Below are 16,815 nucleotides of genomic sequence, written 5' to 3'. Positions count from 1 at the left end.
CGAGGGGGAGCGTATGTATGTCGCGGAGGTTCGGACAAGTTTCCGACAAATCGTGACCATGTGCGCGGGACTGGGGTGATGGGTGATGATGGCGGCGTGGGCGTGTACGAGGGGAGCCGACGTTGATCGTGGAGGCGCGGTACGCCAGCGGGGCCGGTGTGCTCGTCGGCAGTGGCGCGCACTGGGTGCTGCTCACCGATCCCGGTGACGAGCGGGTGGTCGAGGAGATCTGGGACGCACTGTCGATGACGGCGTCGTCGCGGGCGAGCGTCGCCGAGCGCGTGCTGGCCATCGCCGAGAAGGCGTTCGACGGCGATCCTCCCGGGCTGGCGCTCGTCGACTTCACCTCCGGTGCGTCGACGACGATGTCCCGAGGGGCAGGACACGTGCGCCTCGCCGGGCCGGCGCGCGTGCTGAGCCTCGACGGCGGGGCAGATCCCGATGGGCTCGTGACCACCCGGCGCCTCGTGGGCGGGGTGGTCGCCGCCGACCGCGTGGAGCTGACGCCCGTGTCGGCCCGCACCGCACCCGTGCACCGCGCCGAGGAGAGCCCGGCGCCCGCGGCTGCCGCCCTCATCGACGGCATCCCTGACGCCATCCTCGCCGCCAAGGGTCCCGACGGGCCTCCGCCGCGCACCCGCGTACGCCCTCGGGTCGAGGACACCGGCTCCCTCGTCGACACCTCCGAGCCCGACCCGCTGATGATGCAGCGCATCGAGGAGGGGGCCCACACCACGATCCGGCCCCCCACGACGCCGACGAGCGCCACGGAGCCCGACGACCACGACGGCGCCACGTCCCTGCGTCCCGCCCACCTGACCCACACCACCGCGCCGACGGTGCTCGCGGTGAGCTGCCCGCTGGGGCACCTGACGCCTCCGATCTCCCCGCAGTGCCGCGTGTGCCACCAGCGGGTGTCCCCCCAAGACCCGAGGCGCGTGGACCGGCCGCCCCTGGGCGGCCTCCGCCTCCCCACCGGTGAGGTCGTGCCGCTCGACCGGGGCGTCATCCTGGGGCGGAAGCCGGCCCCGGCCGTGGGCAGCACCGACTGGCCCCACCTCGTGCACCTGCCGGCCGACCACTCGTTCGTCTCCCGACGCCACCTGCAGATCGAGCTCGACGGCTGGGACGTGGTCGCCCGCGACCTCGACAGCCGCGGCGGCACCACGTTCGCGCCCCCGGGGCGCGATCCCGAGCGCATGCGACCCGGCGACGCCTACGTGCTCGAGCCGGGCACGGTCCTCGACATGGCCCACGTCTACAGCGTCCGCTTCGAGTCAGGGGCGGTCGCCCGATGAGTGCACCGGTCATCCCGGGGTTCACGTTCATCGAGCACCTCGGCAGCGGCGGCTTCGCCGACGTCTTCCTCTACGAGCAGCAGTGGCCGCGCCAGCGCGTCGCGGTCAAGGTCGTCCGCCCCGACGTGCCGCTGACCGACCGCGAGAAGTACCTGTTCACCGCCGAGGCCAACGCCATGGCGCGGCTCGCCGACCACCCCTACATCGTCTCGGTCATCACTGCCGGGGTCACGGCCGAGGGTGGCCGGCCGTTCCTCGTGATGCGCTACTGCCCCCCGCCGGACCTCGGCGTGCGGGTGCGCGCCAACCCGATGGCTCCGGTCGACGCGGTGTCCACCGGCATCAAGCTGGCGAGCGCGATCGAGACCGCTCACCGCTCCGGCATCCTGCACCGCGACATCAAGCCGAGCAACGTCCTCGTCACGACGTACCACGAGCCGGCGCTGACCGACTTCGGCATCGCCGGCCACATGGCCGACATCGAGGGTGACAACGACGTCCGGATCTCCTACCCCTGGTCGCCGCCCGAGCTCCTCGACGGCCGTTCCAACGGGTCGGTCGCCTCCGACGTCTACTCGCTCGGCGCGACGATCTGGCACCTGCTCGTCGGCAGGTCGCCGTTCTCCATCCCCTCGGGCGACAACTCCACCCGGGCCCTCAGCGCGCGCATCCTGCACGCCGCTCCCCCGGCCACCCAGCGCCCTGACGTCCCGCCTGCGCTCGACCGGCTCCTCCAGCAGTGCCTGGCCAAGCGCCCGGAGCACCGGCCCGCCAGCGCGCTGGAGCTCGCTCGCGCGCTCCAGCGCATCGAGTCCGCCGCCGGCTGGGCACGGACGTCGGTGGCCGTGGAGGGCGACCGGCCCGACGCGTCGGTCAGCGCCTCCGAGGTGCCGGGCTCGCCCGGCTCGTCCGGCTCGTCCGGCTCGTCCGGGCCATCCGGTCCTTCAGGGCCGGCCGAGGACGCGACGGCGATGAAGCCCGTCACGGTGATCTCGGCGAGCGGCCCGCGGCGCATCGCGGCCCAGGACCCCGCACCTGCGCTGGACGGCGAGGAGGAGCGGGCCGGAGTGCCGGGCCTGGTGTGGGCCGGCGTCGGCGTCGCGGTGCTCGCGCTGCTGGTGGGCTTCCTCGTCCTCGGCGGCAACGACCGCGAGGAGGATCCCGGCGTCGTCGTGCCGACCGAGTCGCAGACGCCGGCCGACGTGATCCCCGACGTCCTCGTGGAGGCGGTGTCGCTCACCGGGAGTCGTACGCCGCGCGGCGTCCTGTTCGAGTGGCGCCCGCCCGTGCCCGTCGAGGCCGGCGACTCGTTCAGCTACCACCGCGACGACACCGACGAGTACGGCAGCACCTCCCGCAGGCGACTGCTGGTGCGTACCGACGAGCCGGTGTGCCTCGACGTGCGGATGACCCGCGGATCGGACAACTCACCCACCGCGAGCCAGTGCGTGTCCTGACCCGCGGGTCCCGACGTCACGCGGCGGTCAGCGGTCCTCCCAGTCGCGGCGCGGGCCGGTGGCCGCGTCCTGCTCCTCCTCGGACATCCGGCTCGAGGCCCACAGCGACAGCACGGCGGTGATCGCCAGCGTGGCGACGATGACCACGAGCGAGAGCCAGATCGGGATCTCCAGCCACGCGTAGTCGAGGGGCTCTCCGCCGTTGATGAACGGCAGCTCGTTCTCGTGCAGCGCGTGGAAGAACAGCTTGACGCCGATGAAGGCCAGCAGGAACGCGAGGCCGTAGGAGAGGTAGATCAGGCGCTGGAGCAGGCCGCCGATGAGGAAGTAGAGCTGGCGCAGGCCCATCAGGGCGAAGATGTTGGCCGTGAGCACCAGGTAGGGCTCCTTGGTGATGCCGAAGATCGCCGGGATCGAGTCGAGGGCGAACAGCAGGTCGGTCGTGCCGAGCGTGAGGATCACGATGAACATCGGCGTGATCATCTTCTTCGCGTTGTCGCCGGTGATCAGCAGCTTCTTGCCGTGCCACTCCGACGTGGCCGGGAAGCGACGCTCGACGAACGCGACGAGTTTGTTCTCCTCGAACTCGTCGTCCTCGTCCTCGGCGCCCTCCTTGGCGAGCTTGATGGCGGTGTAGATGAGGAAGATGCCGAAGAGGTAGAAGACCCAGCTGAACTGCTCGATCGCCGCGGCGCCGACCCCGATGAAGATGGCGCGCATGACCAGCGCCATCACGATGCCGATCATCAGGGCGTACTGCTGCAGCTCCTTGGGCACGGCGAACTTCGCCATGATGATGATGAAGATGAAGAGGTTGTCGATGGACAGGGAGTACTCCACCAACCAGCCGGAGAAGAACTCCAGGCCGTGCTGGTGGTCCCAGACGACCCACACGCCGATGCCGAAGAGGATGGCCAGCCCGACGTAGATCGAGAGGTAGGTCGCACACTCCTTCATGCTCGGCTCGTGCGGCCGCCGGCCGACGATGACCAGGTCGAAGGTGAAGATCACGATCGTGACGGCGAAGGTCGCGATCCAGACCCAGGTGGGGACGTCCACGCTGTTGCTCCTTGGGATGAGGCGAGATCGGTGTCCGCGCAGCGCACGGACGCCAGAGGTCTCTTCCGCTCGCCCTGATGCGGCGAACCAGTGGCACCGGGCCCCGCTCGCGCGGACGCCGTACTGACGACACCACTGTCAGGGAATACTCCCCTCCAACCGCGTCAGTGTGTCACGCGTCGCCGGGTGGGCGTGAAATCGAGGTCAGCGTCCGCCGAATGGGACGCCGAGGGCGTCGAGCCGTGCCCGGCCGCCGTCGACGGCCGTGAGCACCCAGGCGCCCTGCGGGGTCACCGTGAAGGTGTGCTCGAAGTGCGCGGCGTAGGACCCGTCGACGGTCGCGACGGTCCACTCGTCCTCGAGCAGGTCGGTGTGCTTGCTGCCCAGCGTGACCATCGGCTCCACGGCGAGCGCGAGGCCCTCGACGATCGTGGGTCCACGGCCGCGCCGGCCGACGTTGGGCACGTTGGGCGGCATGTGCATCTCGGTGCCGATGCCGTGCCCCGTGTAGTCCTCGAGGATGCCGTAGCGGCCCTGCGAGCGGACGTGGGTCTCCACGGCGTGGCTGATGTCGCTCACCCGCCCTCCGAGGCGGGCGGCCGCCATGCCGCGCCACAGCGACTCCTCGGTCACCCGGAGCAGCTCGACGACGTCGTCGGCGACCTCGCCGACGGGAACCGTGATCGCGGCGTCGCCGTGCCACCCCTCGACGATGGCACCGCAGTCGATCGAGACGACGTCACCCTCGGCGAGCCTGCGGTCGCCCGGGATGCCGTGCACCACCTCGTCGTTGACCGAGGCGCAGATCGTCGCCGGGAACGGCGGGTGGCTGTAGCCCTTGAACGACGGCACGCCCCCGTGGTCGCGGATGTTGGCCTCCGCGAGGGTGTCGAGCTCCAGGGTGCTGACCCCGGGCCGGACGGCGGCGCGGAGCAGCTCGAGGGTCTCCCCCACGAGCAGCCCGGCGACCCGCATCAGGTCGATCTGCTCAGGGGTCTTGATCTCGATCCCGCGGTCCCGGAACCCCATGGCCTGTGCCGGCCGTCAGCTCTGCGGGACGACGTCGAGCGCGTCGAAGATGCGGGTCGTCACCTCGTCGACCTCGCCCATCCCGTCGACCTCGACCAGGATCCCGCGCTCGCGGTAGACCCCGATGAGCGGTTCGGTCTGCTCGGCGTAGACCTCCTGGCGGCGCCGGATGACGTCCTCGGTGTCGTCGGCGCGACCGTCCGTCTGGGCGCGCTGCAGCAGGCGCTGGACCAGCTCCTCCGGATCGACCGTCAGCACGACGACCGCGTCGAGCTGGTGACCGGTGAAGCCGATCATCCCGTCGAGCTCGGTGACCTGGGCCAGGGTGCGGGGGTAGCCGTCGAGCAGGAAGCCCGGCGAAGCGTCGGCCTCGTCGATGCGGTTGCGCACCATCAGGTTGGTGACCTCGTCGGGGACGTACTCCCCGGCGTCCATGAACCGCTTCGCCTCGACACCGAGCGGCGTGCCCTGGGAGACGTTGGCGCGGAAGATGTCACCGGTCGAGATCGCCGGGATGCCGAAGTGCTCCGCCACGAAGCGGGCCTGCGTGCCCTTGCCCGCACCCGGCGGGCCCATGAGGATCAGTCTCATCTACTTCAGGAATCCTTCGTAGTTGCGCTGCTGGAGCTGGCTCTCGATCTGCTTCACGGTGTCCAGTGCCACGCCGACCATGATGAGGATGGACGTGCCGCCGAACGGGAAGTTCTGGTTGGCGTCGATGATCGCGAAGGCGACGAGCGGGACCAACGAGATCGCGCCGAGGTAGAGCGCTCCAGGGAACGTGATGCGGGACAGGACGTAGGACAGGTAGTCCTCGGTCGGCTTGCCCGCCCGGATCCCGGGGATGAAGCCGCCGTACTTCTTCATGTTGTCCGCCACCTCGACAGGGTTGAAGGTGATCGAGACGTAGAAGTACGTGAAGAAGATGATCAGCAGGAAGTACGTCGCCATGTAGAGCGGGTGGTCGCCGCCGACGAGGTAGGTCCCGATGAAGTCGAGCACGCGGTTCTGGCTCTCGGGGTTGAACTGCACCGCCATCGCCGGCAGGTAGAGCAGCGACGAGGCGAAGATGACCGGGATGATGCCGGCCTGGTTGACCTTGAGCGGGATGTAGGTCGAGTTGCCGCCGAACATCTTGCGGCCGACCATGCGGCGGGCGTACTGCACCGGGATGCGGCGCTGGGCCTGCTCGATGAAGATCACGCCGGCCACGAGGAGGAGGCCGATCACCATCACGATGCCGAAGGTGACCCAGCCCTGCGAGGTCTGCACGCTCCACAGCGACGCCGGGAAGGTGGCGACGACCTGCGTGAAGATGAGGATCGACATGCCGTTGCCGATGCCACGGTCGGTGATGAGCTCACCGAGCCACATGATGACCGCGGTGCCCGCCGTCATCGTGATGACCATGACCAGGAACGTCGAGGTGTCGTCGTCGTGCAGCAGGTCGCGCGTGCAGCCCTGCAGCAGGGCGCCGCTGCGCGCGAGGGCGACGATGCCGGTCGCCTGCAGCACGGCCAGGCCCAGGGTCAGGTAGCGCGTGTACTGGGTGATCTTCGTCTGGCCCGCCTGCCCCTCCTTCTTCAGCGCCTCGAGCCGTGGGATGACCACGACGAGCAGCTGCAGGATGATGGAGGCCGTGATGTACGGCATGATCCCCAGCGCGAAGATGGTGAGCTGGAGCAGCGCACCACCCGAGAAGAGGTTGATCAGGCTGTAGAGGCCACCCTCTTCCAGCTGGTTGATGCACGCCTGGACGTTGGCGACGTGCACACCTGGGGTGGGCACCTGGGAGCCGAGCCGGAAGATCGTGATGATCAGCAGGACGAAGAGCAGCTTGCGCCGCAGGTCCGGAGTCCGGAAAGCGTTGGCGAACGCGCCTAGCACTGGTTCCTCTTTCGTATGGGTGCCCTGCCAGGATCGGCGGGCGGACGAGACACCCTCGCCGTCGTACGGCTGAGGGCCCGGGGAAGCCTAACAGTCGGGGTTCGACCCGCTTCCCCGCTCAACGACAAAGGCCCGGCCGACAGTTCCCACTGTGCGGCCAGGCCTTCACCGGATGAGCGAGATCGTGGCCTCAGGCCACGGTCGCGGTGCCGCCGGCGGCCTCGATCTTCTCCTTGGCGGAGGTCGAGAACGCGTTGGCGCTGATCTGGACGGCGACGGAGATGTCGCCCTGCCCCAGGACCTTGACGGGCTGGTTCTTGCGAACGGCGCCCTTGGCCACGAGGTCGTCGACCGTCACGGTGCCGCCCTCGGGGAAGAGCTCGCCGAGGCGGTCGAGGTTGACGACCTGGAACTCCACGCGGAAGGGGTTCTTGAAGCCCTTCAGCTTGGGCAGGCGCATGTGGATCGGCATCTGGCCACCTTCGAAGGCAGCCGGAACCTGGTAGCGCGCCTTGGTGCCCTTGGTGCCACGGCCGGCGGTCTTGCCCTTGGAGCCCTCACCGCGACCCACGCGGGTCTTGGCGGTCTTGGCGCCCGGAGCGGGACGCAAGTGGTGCAGCTTGAGCGTCATGTCACTCCACCTCCTCGAACGTCACCAGGTGACGGACAGTGTTGATCATGCCCCGGATCTCCGGGCGGTCTTCCTTCACGACGACGTCGCCGATCCGCTTGAGACCGAGCGAACGCAGCGTCTCGCGCTGGTTGGCCTTGAGGCCGACCAGTCCACGCTTCTGCTGGACCTTGAGCTGTGCCATCAGGACTGCACCCCCGCGGTCTCGGCCTGACCCTCGGCGCGCGCCTTGAGCAGCGCGGCCGGGGTGACGTCCTCGACGCGCATGCCGCGACGGGCGGCCACGGCCTCGGGCTCCTCGAGCATCCGCAGCGCCTCGACGGTCGCGTGGACGATGTTGATCTGGTTGGACGAGCCGAGCGACTTGCTCAGCACGTCGTGGATACCGGCGCACTCGAGGACCGCACGCACCGGGCCACCGGCGATGACGCCGGTACCGGGAGCGGCGGGACGCAGCAGGACGACGCCTGCGGCCTTCTCGCCCTGCACCGGGTGCGGGATGGTGCCCTGGATGCGGGGGACCTTGAAGAAGTGCTTCTTGGCCTCCTCGACACCCTTGGCGATCGCCGCGGGAACTTCCTTCGCCTTGCCGTAGCCGACGCCGACCATGCCGTCACCGTCGCCGACGATCACGAGGGCGGTGAAGCTGAAGCGACGACCACCCTTGACGACCTTCGCGACACGGTTGATGGCGACGACTCGCTCGATGTAGACAGACTTTTCAGCGCCGCCACCGCGACGGTCGTCACGCTGACGACGGTCGCCCGAGCCACCGCTGCGCTGTCCGCGCTGGGCTCCGCTCATGAGATGTGCTCCATATCTAAGTTCTCTCTCTGGTCGCGTTGAGCGATCAGAAGGACAATCCGCCCTCCCGGGCGGCATCGGCGAGGGCCGCGATGCGGCCGTGGTACTTGTTGCCGGCCCGGTCGAAGACGACGTCCTCGATACCGGCGGCCTTGGCACGCGACGCCACGAGCTCGCCGACCAGCTTGGCCTTGGCGGTCTTGTCGCCCTCGGTGCCGCGGACGTCGGCCTCCATCGTGGAGGCGTAGGCCAGCGTGGCACCCTGCAGGTCGTCGACGACCTGCACCGAGAGGTGCTTGGCCGACTTGGTGACCACCAGGCGCGGACGCTCGGCGGTGCCGTTGATCCGCTTGCGGCCACGCGCCTGCCGGCGCAGGCGCGCCCGGACGCGGTTGGCGGTGTGCTTGTTGTTGCTCAGCGAGATCGCCATGTCACTTACCGGCCTTTCCGACCTTGCGGCGGATGTGCTCGCCGGCGTAGCGCACGCCCTTGCCCTTGTAGGGCTCAGGCTTGCGGAGCTTGCGGATCTTGGCCGCAACCTCGCCGACGAGCTGCTTGTCGATGCCGACGACACCGAGCTTGGTCGGGCCCTCGACGGTGAAGGTGATGCCCTCAGGGGCGTCGAAGATGATCGGGTGCGAGTAGCCGAGCTGGAACTCGAGCTGGGTCGGACCCTTGGGCAGGACGCGGTAACCCACGCCCACGATCTCGAGCTTCTTCTCGTAGCCCTCGGTGACGCCCACCACCATGTTGTTGATGAGCGTGCGGGTCAGGCCGTGGAGCGAGCGGCTGTTGCGCTCGTCGTCGGGGCGCTGCACCTCGAGGACACCGTCCTCGCCCTTGGCGACCGTGATCGGCGTGGCGATGGTGTGCGACAGGGTGCCCTTGGGGCCCTTGACGGTCACCAGCGACTCGTCGATCGCGACGTCGACACCGGACGGGACCGCGATGGGGAGCTTGCCAATGCGCGACATGCTTCTCTCTCTTCCTGGTCTCAGTTGGTCCGGGTCACCAGACGTAGGCGAGGACTTCGCCGCCCACGCCCTTCTGGTTCGCCTGGCGGTCGGTCAGCAGTCCCTGCGACGTCGAGATGATCGCGACGCCGAGGCCACCGAGGACCTTGGGCAGGTTGGTGCTCTTGGCGTAGACGCGCAGGCCGGGCTTGCTGATGCGGCGCACGCCGGCGATCGAGCGCTCCCGGTTGCGGCCGTACTTGAGCGTCACGGTCAGCGTCTTGCCGACCGAGGGCTCGCCCTCGGCGGTGACGTTGTCGGCGACGTCGTAGGAGGTGATGTACCCCTCCTGCTTGAGGATCTCCGCGAGGCCGGCCTTCATCTTGCTGTAGGGCATCGACACCGCGTCGTGGTACGCCTGGTTGGCGTTGCGCAGACGCGTGAGCATGTCTGCGATCGGGTCAGTCATCGTCATGATGTGGTTCTTTCTCGTCGTGGTTTCCCACGGCTCGTAGCCGGGGGACCTTCAACGGGTGTGAGTGATTACCAGGAGGACTTGGTGACGCCGGGGAGCTCGCCGCGGTGGGCCATCTCCCGCAGGCAGATCCGGCACAGGCCGAACTTGCGGTAGACGGCCTTCGGGCGACCGCAGCGCTGGCAGCGGGTGTAGCCCCGGACAGCGAACTTCGGCTTGCGGGCGGCCTTGACCTTGAGAGCAGTCTTCGCCATGTCAGTTCTCCTTGAACGGGAAGCCGAGCTGCTTGAGCAGCGCCCGACCCTCGTCGTCGTTGGTGGCGGTGGTCACGATGGTGATGTCCATCCCGCGCGACCGGTCGATCCTGTCCTGGTTGATCTCGTGGAACATGACCTGCTCGGTGAGACCGAAGGTGTAGTTGCCACGACCGTCGAACTGCTTGGGCGAGAGGCCGCGGAAGTCGCGGATGCGGGGCAGGGCCAGGGACAGCAGGCGGTCCAGGAACTCCCACATGCGGTCGCCGCGCAGGGTGACGTGCGCGCCGATCGGCATGCCCTCGCGCAGCTTGAACTGCGCGATCGACTTGCGGGCCTTGGTCACGGCCGGCTTCTGGCCGGTGATCGCGGTGAGGTCGCGGATCGCGCCCTCGATCAGCTTCGAGTCGCGAGCAGCCTCGCCGACGCCCATGTTGACGACGATCTTGGTCAGACCGGGCACCTGCATGATGTTGGCGATGTCGAACTCGGAGCGCAGGGCGGGGACGATCTCCTCGCGGTAGCGCGCCTTGAGACGGGGAATCTCAGTGGTCTGGGTCTCGGCCATCTCAGATCTCCTTGCCGGACTTGCGGGACACGCGGACGGACCGGGTCGCGGAGTAGGTCGAGCCGTCGGGACGGCGCTTGGTGACCTCGTCGCGGCGGAAGCCGACACGCGTGACGCCGTCACCCTCGACGAGCATCACGTTGGAGACGTGGATGGGCGCCTCGCGGGTGATGATGCCGCCGGTGGTGTTGGTCTGCTGCACGGACTTCGTGTGGCGCTTGATGAGGTTGACACCCTCGACGATCACGCGGTCCTCCTCGCGGAGCACCGAGATGACCTTGCCCTGGGCACCCTTGTCCTTGCCAGCGATCACCTTGACGGTGTCGCCCTTCTTGATGTTCATGTCCTTACCCATCTCTCACAGCACCTCCGGGGCGAGCGAGATGATCTTCATGAAGCGCTTCTCGCGCAGCTCACGGCCGACGGGGCCGAAGATGCGCGTGCCACGGGGCTCACCGTCGTTCTTGAGGATGACGGCGGCGTTCTCGTCGAAGCGGATGTAGGAACCGTCGGCGCGGCGACGCTCCTTGACGGTGCGCACGACCACGGCCTTGACGACGTCGCCCTTCTTGACGTTGCCACCGGGGATCGCGTCCTTGACGGTGGCGACGATGACGTCACCGATGCCGGCGTAGCGACGCCCAGAGCCACCGAGAACACGGATGCAAAGGATCTCCTTCGCACCGGTGTTGTCGGCGACCTTGAGTCGCGACTCCTGCTGGATCATTGATTTCTCCTGGTTGTCGAGCTGGTTCTCGCCCCTCAGCGGGGAGCGAGCCTGGCCGAACTGATATGTGGAAACTTGTGCTCGAGGCCGGTGGGCCTCAGGTCACTTGGCCTTCTCCAGCACCTCGACGAGGCGCCAACGCTTGGTGGCCGACAGCGGGCGGGTCTCCATGATGAGGACCCGGTCGCCGATGCCGCACTGGTTGGTCTCGTCGTGCGCCTTCAGGCGCGACGTCTTGCGCAGGACCTTGCCGTAGAGGGCGTGCTTCACGCGGTCCTCGACGGCGACGACGATGGTCTTGTCCATCTTGTCGCTGACGACGAGACCCTCGCGGACCTTGCGCTGGTTGCGCTCGTCGACCGGCTGGGTCGCAGTGTTCTCGCTCATGCCTTCGCCTCTTCGTTGGTGCCCGGGGTGGTGCGGATGCCGAGCTCGCGCTCGCGGACCACGGTGTAGATGCGGGCGATGTCCTTCTTGACCACGCGCAGGCGGCCGTTGCTCTCCAGCTGGCCGGTGGCGGCCTGGAACCGGAGGTTGAACAGCTCCTCCTTGGCCTCGCGCAGCTTGGCCTCGAGGGCGGATGCGTCGAGCTCGTCGAGCTCGTGGGCGTTCAGCTTGGTAGCCATCAGAATTCACCGGCCTCACGGGAGATGAACCGGCACTTCATCGGGAGCTTGTGCATCGCGCGGCGCATGGCCTCGCGAGCAGTCACCTCGTCCACACCGGAGAGTTCGAACATGACGCGGCCGGGCTTGACGTTGGCAACCCACCACTCGGGGGAGCCCTTGCCGGAACCCATGCGGGTCTCGGCCGGCTTCTTGGTCAGCGGACGGTCCGGGTAGATGTTGATCCAGACCTTGCCGCCACGCTTGATGTGACGGGTCATGGCGATACGGGCCGACTCGATCTGTCGGTTGGTCACGTAGTGACCCTCGACCGCCTGGATGCCGAAGTCACCGAAGGCCAGCGTGGTGCCACCCTTGGCAGCGCCACGACGCTTGGGGTGGTGCTGCTTGCGGTGCTTGACGCGACGGGGCATCAACATGAGGTCAGGCCTCCTGTCCGGTGCTCGGTGCAGCCTCGGCAGCCGGGGCCGCTGAGGTCTCAGCGGTGGCCTCGGTGCGAGGAGCGCGGTCACCGCGCGAGCCACGGCTCGGACGGTCACCGCCACGGGTGTTGGGACGACCGCCGCGGCCGGGGGCACCGGCGCGCGCAGCCTGCTGGGCCTGGCGCTCGGCACGGGTGCCGGCGACCTCGCCCTTGTAGATCCAGACCTTCACGCCGATGCGGCCGAAGGTCGTACGGGCCTCGTAGAAGCCGTAGTCGATGTCGGCGCGGAGGGTGTGCAGGGGCACGCGGCCCTCGCGGTAGAACTCCGTGCGCGACATCTCGGCACCGTTCAGGCGGCCCGAGCACTGGATCCGGATGCCCTTGGCACCCGAACGCATCGAGGTCTGCATCGCCTTGCGCATGGCGCGGCGGAACTGCACACGGCCCGAGAGCTGCTCGGCGACGCCCTGGGCGACCAGCTGCGCGTCGATCTCGGGGTTCTTGACCTCGAGGATGTTGAGCTGCACCTGCTTGCCGGTGAGCTTCTCGAGCTCGCCGCGGATGCGGTCCGCCTCGGCGCCGCGGCGGCCGATGACGATGCCGGGACGCGCGGTGTGGATGTCCACACGGACGCGGTCACGCGTGCGCTCGATCTCGACCTTGGAGATGCCGGCCCGCTCCATGCCCTTGGAGAGCAGCTTGCGGATGGCGACGTCCTCACCGACGTACGACTTGTAGAGCTTGTCGGCGTACCAACGGCTCTTGTGGTCGGTGGAGATGCCCAGTCGGAACCCGTTCGGGTTGATCTTCTGGCCCATCAGGCACCCTTTCCGTTCTTCGAGGCGCGGGCCTTCTTGCCCGGCGCGGTGAGCACGTCAGCCGGCTGCACCGCGAGGGTGATGTGGCTCGTGCGCTTGTTGATGCGGGTCGCCCGACCCTGGGCACGCGGACGCCAACGCTTCATCGTCGGGCCCTCGTCGACCATCGCGACGGAGAGGACCAGGTCGGCCCGGTTGAGGCCCTCGGTCGTCTCGGCGTTGGCGACGGCGCTCTCCAGCACCTTGTAGACGGTCTCGGAGGCGGCCTGCGGCGCGAACTGCAGCAGGGTCAGGGCCTCGTCGACCTGGAGGCCGCGAACCATGTCGACGACACGGCGGGCCTTCATCGGGGTGATCCGCACGTAGCGTGCGCTCGCGTACGCACCCGGCTGGTCGCCGAGCAGCGTGGTGCGGCGCGCACTGGTGCGGCTGCGCTCGGTGGTGCTCATCGACGGCGTCCCTTCCGGTCTTCCTTGACGTGCCCGCGGTAGGTGCGGGTGGGGGCGAACTCCCCGAGCTTGTGGCCGACCATGGAGTCGGTCACGAAGACCGGGACGTGCTTGCGACCGTCGTGCACGGCGATGGTGTGGCCGATCATGTCGGGCACGATCATCGACCGGCGCGACCAGGTCTTGATGACGTTGTGGCTGCCCTTCTCGTTCTCGGCGTCCACCTTCTTCTGAAGGTGGTCGTCGACGAAGGGGCCCTTCTTGAGGCTGCGAGGCATGTCGGTTACTTCCTACCCTTGCCGGACTTGCGACGACGGATGATCTGGGAGTCGCTGGCCTTGCGCTTGCGCGTGCGGCCCTCGGGCTTGCCCCAGGGGGAGACGGGGTGGCGACCACCGGACGTCTTGCCCTCACCACCACCGTGCGGGTGGTCCACCGGGTTCATGACGACACCGCGGACGGTCGGGCGGACGCCCTTCCACCGCATGCGGCCGGCCTTGCCCCAGTTGATGTTGGACTGCTCGGCGTTGCCGACCTCGCCGATCGTGGCGCGGCAGCGCACGTCGACGAAGCGCATCTCGCCCGAGGGCATGCGCAGCGTCGCGCGGCTGCCCTCGCGGGCGACCAGCTGGGCCGAGTTGCCGGCCGAGCGGGCGATCTTCGCGCCGCCGCCCGGACGCAGCTCCACGCAGTGGATGGTCGTACCGACCGGGATGTTGCGCAGCGGCAGGTTGTTGCCGGGCTTGATGTCGGCGTTGGGGCCGGACTCCACCGCGGTGCCCTGGGTCAGACCCTTGGGCGCGACGATGTAGCGCTTCTCGCCGTCGGCGTAGTGCAGCAGCGCGATGCGCGCGGTGCGGTTGGGGTCGTACTCGATGTGAGCGACCTTCGCCGGGACGCCGTCCTTGTCGTAGCGACGGAAGTCGATGATGCGGTAGGCGCGCTTGTGGCCGCCACCCTTGTGCCGCGTGGTGATGCGGCCCTGGTTGTTGCGGCCACCGTTCTTCGGCAGCGGGCGCGTCAGCGACTTCTCGGGCGTGGACCGGGTGATCTCGACGAAGTCGGCCACCGACGAGCCACGACGGCCCGGGGTGGTCGGCTTGTACTTGCGGATAGCCATATCAGTTCCTAGTCAGGAGCCCGGTCAGGAGACCGGACCTCCGAAGATGTCGATGCGGTGACCCTCGGCGAGGCTGACGATCGCGCGCTTGGTGTTGGGACGCTTGCCCATGCCGTAGCGGGTGCGACGGGTCTTGCCCTGGCGGTTGATCGTGTTGACCGAGGTGACCTTGACGTCGAAGACCTTCTCGACCGCGATCTTGATCTCGGTCTTGTTGGCGTCCGGGCGGACGATGAAGGTGTACTTGTTGGCGTCGAGCAGGCCGTAGCTCTTCTCCGACACGACCGGGGCGATCAGGACGTCGCGGTGGTCCTTGTGCAGGGTGCTCACTTGTCGCTCTCCTTCTCGTCGGCGCGGGTCAGGCCGGCAGCCTCGGCGTCCTCGGTGGACTTGAACCAGAAGTCGCCACCGGAGACGTCGTAGGCGGCGTCGCCCTCGACGAGGTAGGTGCCGGACTCCAGGCCCTGGACCTCGTAGCCCTTGGGGTTCTTGCCGCTCTTGAGCGGGGCCTTCGCACCGGCCGGCAGGACCGACTCGTCGGTGGCCTGCTCGGTGGCGGGCTCAGCAGCCGACCCGGTCGTGGCGGGAGCCGCGGAGGCGCCACCCACGAAGACGTCGTAGGCACCCTTGGTGAAGACCACGTCGTCGGCGTTGAGCACGTCGTAGGTGTTGAGCTGGTCGACGGCGACGATGTGGACCTCGGGCGCGTTGCGCAGCGAGAGCCAGGTGATCGCGTCGGAGCGCTCGAGCACCACGAGGTAGCCCACGCGGTCGGTCAGCGAGACCAGCGCGGCCAGCGCGGCCTTGGTGGAGGGCTTGTCGCCCGACACCAGGGCGTCGACCACGTGGACGCGGTCGTTGCGGGCCCGGTCGGAGAGGGCACCGCGCAGGGCGGCGGCCTTCATCTTCTTGGGGGTGCGCTGGTCGTAGCTGCGCGGCTGCGGGCCGTGGACGACGCCACCACCGGCGAACTGCGGGGCGCGGGTCGAGCCCTGACGGGCGCGGCCGGTGCCCTTCTGCTTGTAGGGCTTGCGGCCACCGCCGCGGACCTCGCCGCGGGTCTTGGTGGCGTGCGTGCCCTGGCGCGCAGCAGCCTGCTGGGCCACGACGACCTGGTGGATCAGGGGAATGTTGACCTCGACGTCGAAGATCTCGGCGGGGAGGTCGACCTTGACGGTCTTGACAGCCATGCTCAGGCCTCCTGCGTCTTCTTGGCGGCCGAGCGAAGGACGACGAGACCGTTCTTGGGGCCGGGAACGGCGCCCTTGATCAGGATCAGGCCCTTGTCGGCGTCGACGGCGTGCACCGTCAGGTTCTGGGTGGTCACCGTGTCGTTGCCCATGCGGCCCGCCATGCGGGTGCCCTTGAACACGCGACCCGGGGTGGCGCAGGCGCCGATGGAGCCCGGCTTGCGGTGGTTGCGGTGCGCGCCGTGCGAGGCGGAGACACCGTGGAAGCCGTGACGCTTCATGACACCGGCGAAGCCCTTGCCCTTGCTGGTGCCGGTGACGTCGATCTCCTCGCCGGCGGCGAAGGTCTCGACACCGAGCTCCTGGCCCACGGTGTAGGCGGCAGCGTCAGCGGTGCGGATCTCGACCACGTGGCGGCGGGGGGTGACCCCGGCCTTGGCGAAGTGACCAGCGTCGGGCGAGTTCACCTTGCGGGCCTCGATCTCGCCGAAGCCGACCTGGATGGCGTTGTAGCCGTCCACCTCGGGCTGGCGGACCTGGGTGACCACGTTGGTGCTCGCGGCGATCACGGTCACGGGGACGACCTTGTTGTTCTCGTCCCAGAGCTGGGTCATGCCGAGCTTGGTGCCCAGCAGGCCCTTCACGTTACGTTCGAAAGTCTTAGCCATGTCGCGCCTCAGAGCTTGATCTCGATGTCGACACCGGCAGGCAGGTCGAGACGCATCAGCGAGTCGACGGTCTTCGGCGTCGGGTCGATGATGTCGATCAGACGCTTGTGCGTCCGCATCTCGAAGTGCTCGCGGGAGTCCTTGTACTTGTGGGGCGAACGGATGACGCAGTACACGTTCTTCTCGGTCGGCAGCGGCACAGGGCCGGCGACCTTCGCACCCGTACGGGTGACGGTGTCCACGATCTTCCGCGCCGAGGTGTCGATCACCTCGTGGTCATAGGCCTTGAGCCTGATGCGGATCTTCTGTCCCGCCATAGGTCCCTGTCCTCTTCGATCTCGTACGCCTGGTCTGGTTTCGGCTCCCGGCCCCTGGTGG

The 16,815-nt window shown here is 68.4% G+C and carries 27 protein-coding genes; 2 read left to right on the top strand and 25 right to left on the bottom strand.

Going from position 1 to position 16,815, the window contains the following annotated elements; translation table 11 throughout:
- Window positions 1-128 precede the first annotated feature (128 nt).
- The gene (locus tag ACFQW6_RS21570) at window positions 129-1,298 is read left to right on the top strand and encodes an FHA domain-containing protein (protein WP_378550507.1); all 1,170 of its coding nucleotides are present in this window, start codon (window positions 129-131) and stop codon (window positions 1,296-1,298) included.
- Window positions 1,295-2,755: a serine/threonine-protein kinase gene (locus tag ACFQW6_RS21565; RefSeq protein WP_378550505.1), complete on the top strand. Its 1,461-nt coding sequence runs from the start codon at window positions 1,295-1,297 to the stop codon at window positions 2,753-2,755. The genes ACFQW6_RS21570 and ACFQW6_RS21565 overlap by 4 nt, the downstream gene beginning before the upstream one ends.
- A 27-nt stretch (window positions 2,756-2,782) precedes the next feature.
- On the opposite strand, the gene ACFQW6_RS21560 is transcribed toward ACFQW6_RS21565, so the two are convergent.
- The 25 genes from ACFQW6_RS21560 to rpsJ form a co-directional block, all read right to left on the bottom strand.
- A complete protein-coding gene (locus ACFQW6_RS21560) occupies window positions 2,783-3,814 on the bottom strand; it encodes a TerC family protein (protein ID WP_378550503.1) in 1,032 nt (343 codons plus the stop codon).
- 204 nt (window positions 3,815-4,018) lie between these two features.
- The gene (gene map / locus ACFQW6_RS21555) at window positions 4,019-4,843 is read right to left on the bottom strand and encodes a type I methionyl aminopeptidase (protein WP_378550501.1); all 825 of its coding nucleotides are present in this window, start codon (window positions 4,841-4,843) and stop codon (window positions 4,019-4,021) included.
- A 15-nt stretch (window positions 4,844-4,858) separates the two neighbouring features.
- Window positions 4,859-5,434: an adenylate kinase gene (locus ACFQW6_RS21550; RefSeq protein ID WP_378550499.1), complete on the bottom strand. Its 576-nt coding sequence runs from the start codon at window positions 5,432-5,434 to the stop codon at window positions 4,859-4,861.
- Window positions 5,435-6,730, bottom strand: coding sequence for a preprotein translocase subunit SecY (gene secY / locus ACFQW6_RS21545; protein ID WP_378550497.1), 1,296 nt, complete (start codon window positions 6,728-6,730; stop codon window positions 5,435-5,437).
- A 190-nt stretch (window positions 6,731-6,920) separates the two neighbouring features.
- A complete protein-coding gene (gene rplO / locus ACFQW6_RS21540) occupies window positions 6,921-7,361 on the bottom strand; it encodes a 50S ribosomal protein L15 (protein WP_378550495.1) in 441 nt (146 codons plus the stop codon).
- A 1-nt stretch (window position 7,362) separates the two neighbouring features.
- The gene (gene rpmD, locus ACFQW6_RS21535; protein WP_056599717.1) at window positions 7,363-7,545 is read right to left on the bottom strand and encodes a 50S ribosomal protein L30; all 183 of its coding nucleotides are present in this window, start codon (window positions 7,543-7,545) and stop codon (window positions 7,363-7,365) included.
- The gene (gene rpsE, locus ACFQW6_RS21530; protein WP_378550492.1) at window positions 7,545-8,165 is read right to left on the bottom strand and encodes a 30S ribosomal protein S5; all 621 of its coding nucleotides are present in this window, start codon (window positions 8,163-8,165) and stop codon (window positions 7,545-7,547) included. Before rpsE ends, rpmD begins: the two co-directional genes overlap by 1 nt.
- A gap of 46 nt (window positions 8,166-8,211) precedes the next feature.
- On the bottom strand, window positions 8,212-8,595 hold the full coding sequence (gene rplR, locus ACFQW6_RS21525) for a 50S ribosomal protein L18 (RefSeq protein ID WP_299922692.1): 384 nt from the start codon (window positions 8,593-8,595) through the stop codon (window positions 8,212-8,214).
- Between the two features lies 1 nt (window position 8,596).
- Window positions 8,597-9,139, bottom strand: coding sequence for a 50S ribosomal protein L6 (gene rplF, locus ACFQW6_RS21520; protein WP_378550488.1), 543 nt, complete (start codon window positions 9,137-9,139; stop codon window positions 8,597-8,599).
- Window positions 9,140-9,173: 34 nt separating this feature from the next.
- Window positions 9,174-9,593: a 30S ribosomal protein S8 gene (rpsH, locus tag ACFQW6_RS21515; protein ID WP_300049842.1), complete on the bottom strand. Its 420-nt coding sequence runs from the start codon at window positions 9,591-9,593 to the stop codon at window positions 9,174-9,176.
- Window positions 9,594-9,661: 68 nt separating this feature from the next.
- Window positions 9,662-9,847 carry a type Z 30S ribosomal protein S14 gene (locus tag ACFQW6_RS21510; protein WP_011757321.1) on the bottom strand — a complete coding sequence of 62 codons (186 nt, stop codon included), beginning with the start codon at window positions 9,845-9,847 and terminating at the stop codon, window positions 9,662-9,664.
- Window position 9,848: 1 nt separating this feature from the next.
- On the bottom strand, window positions 9,849-10,415 hold the full coding sequence (gene rplE / locus ACFQW6_RS21505; protein WP_378550484.1) for a 50S ribosomal protein L5: 567 nt from the start codon (window positions 10,413-10,415) through the stop codon (window positions 9,849-9,851).
- Window position 10,416: 1 nt separating this feature from the next.
- Window positions 10,417-10,758, bottom strand: a complete 342-nt coding sequence (gene rplX, locus ACFQW6_RS21500; protein ID WP_378550481.1) for a 50S ribosomal protein L24 — start codon at window positions 10,756-10,758, stop codon at window positions 10,417-10,419.
- Between the two features lie 15 nt (window positions 10,759-10,773).
- Complete coding sequence (rplN, locus tag ACFQW6_RS21495) at window positions 10,774-11,142, bottom strand: 50S ribosomal protein L14 (RefSeq protein WP_056599693.1); 369 nt, start codon at window positions 11,140-11,142, stop codon at window positions 10,774-10,776.
- 102 nt (window positions 11,143-11,244) lie between these two features.
- On the bottom strand, window positions 11,245-11,529 hold the full coding sequence (rpsQ, locus tag ACFQW6_RS21490) for a 30S ribosomal protein S17 (protein WP_378550478.1): 285 nt from the start codon (window positions 11,527-11,529) through the stop codon (window positions 11,245-11,247).
- Window positions 11,526-11,768 (bottom strand): 50S ribosomal protein L29, encoded by a 243-nt coding sequence (gene rpmC / locus ACFQW6_RS21485; RefSeq protein ID WP_378550475.1) that lies wholly within the window; start codon window positions 11,766-11,768, stop codon window positions 11,526-11,528. The genes rpsQ and rpmC overlap by 4 nt, the downstream gene beginning before the upstream one ends.
- The gene (gene rplP, locus ACFQW6_RS21480; protein WP_056599680.1) at window positions 11,768-12,187 is read right to left on the bottom strand and encodes a 50S ribosomal protein L16; all 420 of its coding nucleotides are present in this window, start codon (window positions 12,185-12,187) and stop codon (window positions 11,768-11,770) included. Before rplP ends, rpmC begins: the two co-directional genes overlap by 1 nt.
- A gap of 4 nt (window positions 12,188-12,191) precedes the next feature.
- A complete protein-coding gene (rpsC, locus tag ACFQW6_RS21475; RefSeq protein WP_378550471.1) occupies window positions 12,192-13,010 on the bottom strand; it encodes a 30S ribosomal protein S3 in 819 nt (272 codons plus the stop codon).
- Entirely contained in the window at window positions 13,010-13,459 is a 450-nt protein-coding gene (rplV, locus tag ACFQW6_RS21470; RefSeq protein WP_191194626.1) for a 50S ribosomal protein L22, read from the bottom strand. Before rplV ends, rpsC begins: the two co-directional genes overlap by 1 nt.
- Entirely contained in the window at window positions 13,456-13,737 is a 282-nt protein-coding gene (gene rpsS, locus ACFQW6_RS21465) for a 30S ribosomal protein S19 (protein WP_090969263.1), read from the bottom strand. The genes rplV and rpsS overlap by 4 nt, the downstream gene beginning before the upstream one ends.
- 5 nt (window positions 13,738-13,742) lie before the next feature.
- Window positions 13,743-14,579 carry a 50S ribosomal protein L2 gene (gene rplB, locus ACFQW6_RS21460; protein ID WP_129453376.1) on the bottom strand — a complete coding sequence of 279 codons (837 nt, stop codon included), beginning with the start codon at window positions 14,577-14,579 and terminating at the stop codon, window positions 13,743-13,745.
- 24 nt (window positions 14,580-14,603) lie between these two features.
- Window positions 14,604-14,909: a 50S ribosomal protein L23 gene (gene rplW / locus ACFQW6_RS21455; RefSeq protein ID WP_172269873.1), complete on the bottom strand. Its 306-nt coding sequence runs from the start codon at window positions 14,907-14,909 to the stop codon at window positions 14,604-14,606.
- Window positions 14,906-15,769 carry a 50S ribosomal protein L4 gene (rplD, locus tag ACFQW6_RS21450; RefSeq protein ID WP_378550465.1) on the bottom strand — a complete coding sequence of 288 codons (864 nt, stop codon included), beginning with the start codon at window positions 15,767-15,769 and terminating at the stop codon, window positions 14,906-14,908. Before rplD ends, rplW begins: the two co-directional genes overlap by 4 nt.
- Before the next feature lie 2 nt (window positions 15,770-15,771).
- Window positions 15,772-16,437, bottom strand: a complete 666-nt coding sequence (gene rplC, locus ACFQW6_RS21445) for a 50S ribosomal protein L3 (RefSeq protein WP_378550462.1) — start codon at window positions 16,435-16,437, stop codon at window positions 15,772-15,774.
- An 8-nt stretch (window positions 16,438-16,445) separates the two neighbouring features.
- Window positions 16,446-16,754, bottom strand: coding sequence for a 30S ribosomal protein S10 (gene rpsJ, locus ACFQW6_RS21440; RefSeq protein ID WP_008360994.1), 309 nt, complete (start codon window positions 16,752-16,754; stop codon window positions 16,446-16,448).
- Window positions 16,755-16,815 lie beyond the last annotated feature (61 nt).

The organism is Nocardioides sp. GCM10028917 (assembly GCF_042666175.1).
Classification (GTDB): domain Bacteria; phylum Actinomycetota; class Actinomycetes; order Propionibacteriales; family Nocardioidaceae; genus Nocardioides.
Note: the sequence above shows the minus strand (reverse complement) of the source record. Positions and strands in the feature narration are given on the sequence as shown.

Excerpts from the sequence above, each read along its gene's own strand:
- ACFQW6_RS21565 (WP_378550505.1), top strand. The coding sequence starts at position 1,295 with ATGAGTGCACCGGTCATCCCGGGGTTCACGTTCATCGAGCACCTCGGC.
- map (WP_378550501.1), bottom strand. The coding sequence starts at position 4,843 with ATGGGGTTCCGGGACCGCGGGATCGAGATCAAGACCCCTGAGCAGATC.
- ACFQW6_RS21550 (WP_378550499.1), bottom strand. The coding sequence starts at position 5,434 with ATGAGACTGATCCTCATGGGCCCGCCGGGTGCGGGCAAGGGCACGCAG.
- rplO (WP_378550495.1), bottom strand. The coding sequence starts at position 7,361 with ATGACGCTCAAGCTGCACCACTTGCGTCCCGCTCCGGGCGCCAAGACC.
- rpmD (WP_056599717.1), bottom strand. The coding sequence starts at position 7,545 with ATGGCACAGCTCAAGGTCCAGCAGAAGCGTGGACTGGTCGGCCTCAAG.
- rpsE (WP_378550492.1), bottom strand. The coding sequence starts at position 8,165 with ATGAGCGGAGCCCAGCGCGGACAGCGCAGCGGTGGCTCGGGCGACCGT.
- rplR (WP_299922692.1), bottom strand. The coding sequence starts at position 8,595 with ATGGCGATCTCGCTGAGCAACAACAAGCACACCGCCAACCGCGTCCGG.
- rplF (WP_378550488.1), bottom strand. The coding sequence starts at position 9,139 with ATGTCGCGCATTGGCAAGCTCCCCATCGCGGTCCCGTCCGGTGTCGAC.
- rpsH (WP_300049842.1), bottom strand. The coding sequence starts at position 9,593 with ATGACGATGACTGACCCGATCGCAGACATGCTCACGCGTCTGCGCAAC.
- ACFQW6_RS21510 (WP_011757321.1), bottom strand. The coding sequence starts at position 9,847 with ATGGCGAAGACTGCTCTCAAGGTCAAGGCCGCCCGCAAGCCGAAGTTC.
- rplE (WP_378550484.1), bottom strand. The coding sequence starts at position 10,415 with ATGGCCGAGACCCAGACCACTGAGATTCCCCGTCTCAAGGCGCGCTAC.
- rplX (WP_378550481.1), bottom strand. The coding sequence starts at position 10,758 with ATGAACATCAAGAAGGGCGACACCGTCAAGGTGATCGCTGGCAAGGAC.
- rplN (WP_056599693.1), bottom strand. The coding sequence starts at position 11,142 with ATGATCCAGCAGGAGTCGCGACTCAAGGTCGCCGACAACACCGGTGCG.
- rpsQ (WP_378550478.1), bottom strand. The coding sequence starts at position 11,529 with ATGAGCGAGAACACTGCGACCCAGCCGGTCGACGAGCGCAACCAGCGC.
- rpmC (WP_378550475.1), bottom strand. The coding sequence starts at position 11,768 with ATGGCTACCAAGCTGAACGCCCACGAGCTCGACGAGCTCGACGCATCC.
- rplP (WP_056599680.1), bottom strand. The coding sequence starts at position 12,187 with ATGTTGATGCCCCGTCGCGTCAAGCACCGCAAGCAGCACCACCCCAAG.
- rpsC (WP_378550471.1), bottom strand. The coding sequence starts at position 13,010 with ATGGGCCAGAAGATCAACCCGAACGGGTTCCGACTGGGCATCTCCACC.
- rplV (WP_191194626.1), bottom strand. The coding sequence starts at position 13,459 with ATGAGCACCACCGAGCGCAGCCGCACCAGTGCGCGCCGCACCACGCTG.
- rpsS (WP_090969263.1), bottom strand. The coding sequence starts at position 13,737 with ATGCCTCGCAGCCTCAAGAAGGGCCCCTTCGTCGACGACCACCTTCAG.
- rplB (WP_129453376.1), bottom strand. The coding sequence starts at position 14,579 with ATGGCTATCCGCAAGTACAAGCCGACCACCCCGGGCCGTCGTGGCTCG.
- rplD (WP_378550465.1), bottom strand. The coding sequence starts at position 15,769 with ATGGCTGTCAAGACCGTCAAGGTCGACCTCCCCGCCGAGATCTTCGAC.
- rplC (WP_378550462.1), bottom strand. The coding sequence starts at position 16,437 with ATGGCTAAGACTTTCGAACGTAACGTGAAGGGCCTGCTGGGCACCAAG.
- rpsJ (WP_008360994.1), bottom strand. The coding sequence starts at position 16,754 with ATGGCGGGACAGAAGATCCGCATCAGGCTCAAGGCCTATGACCACGAG.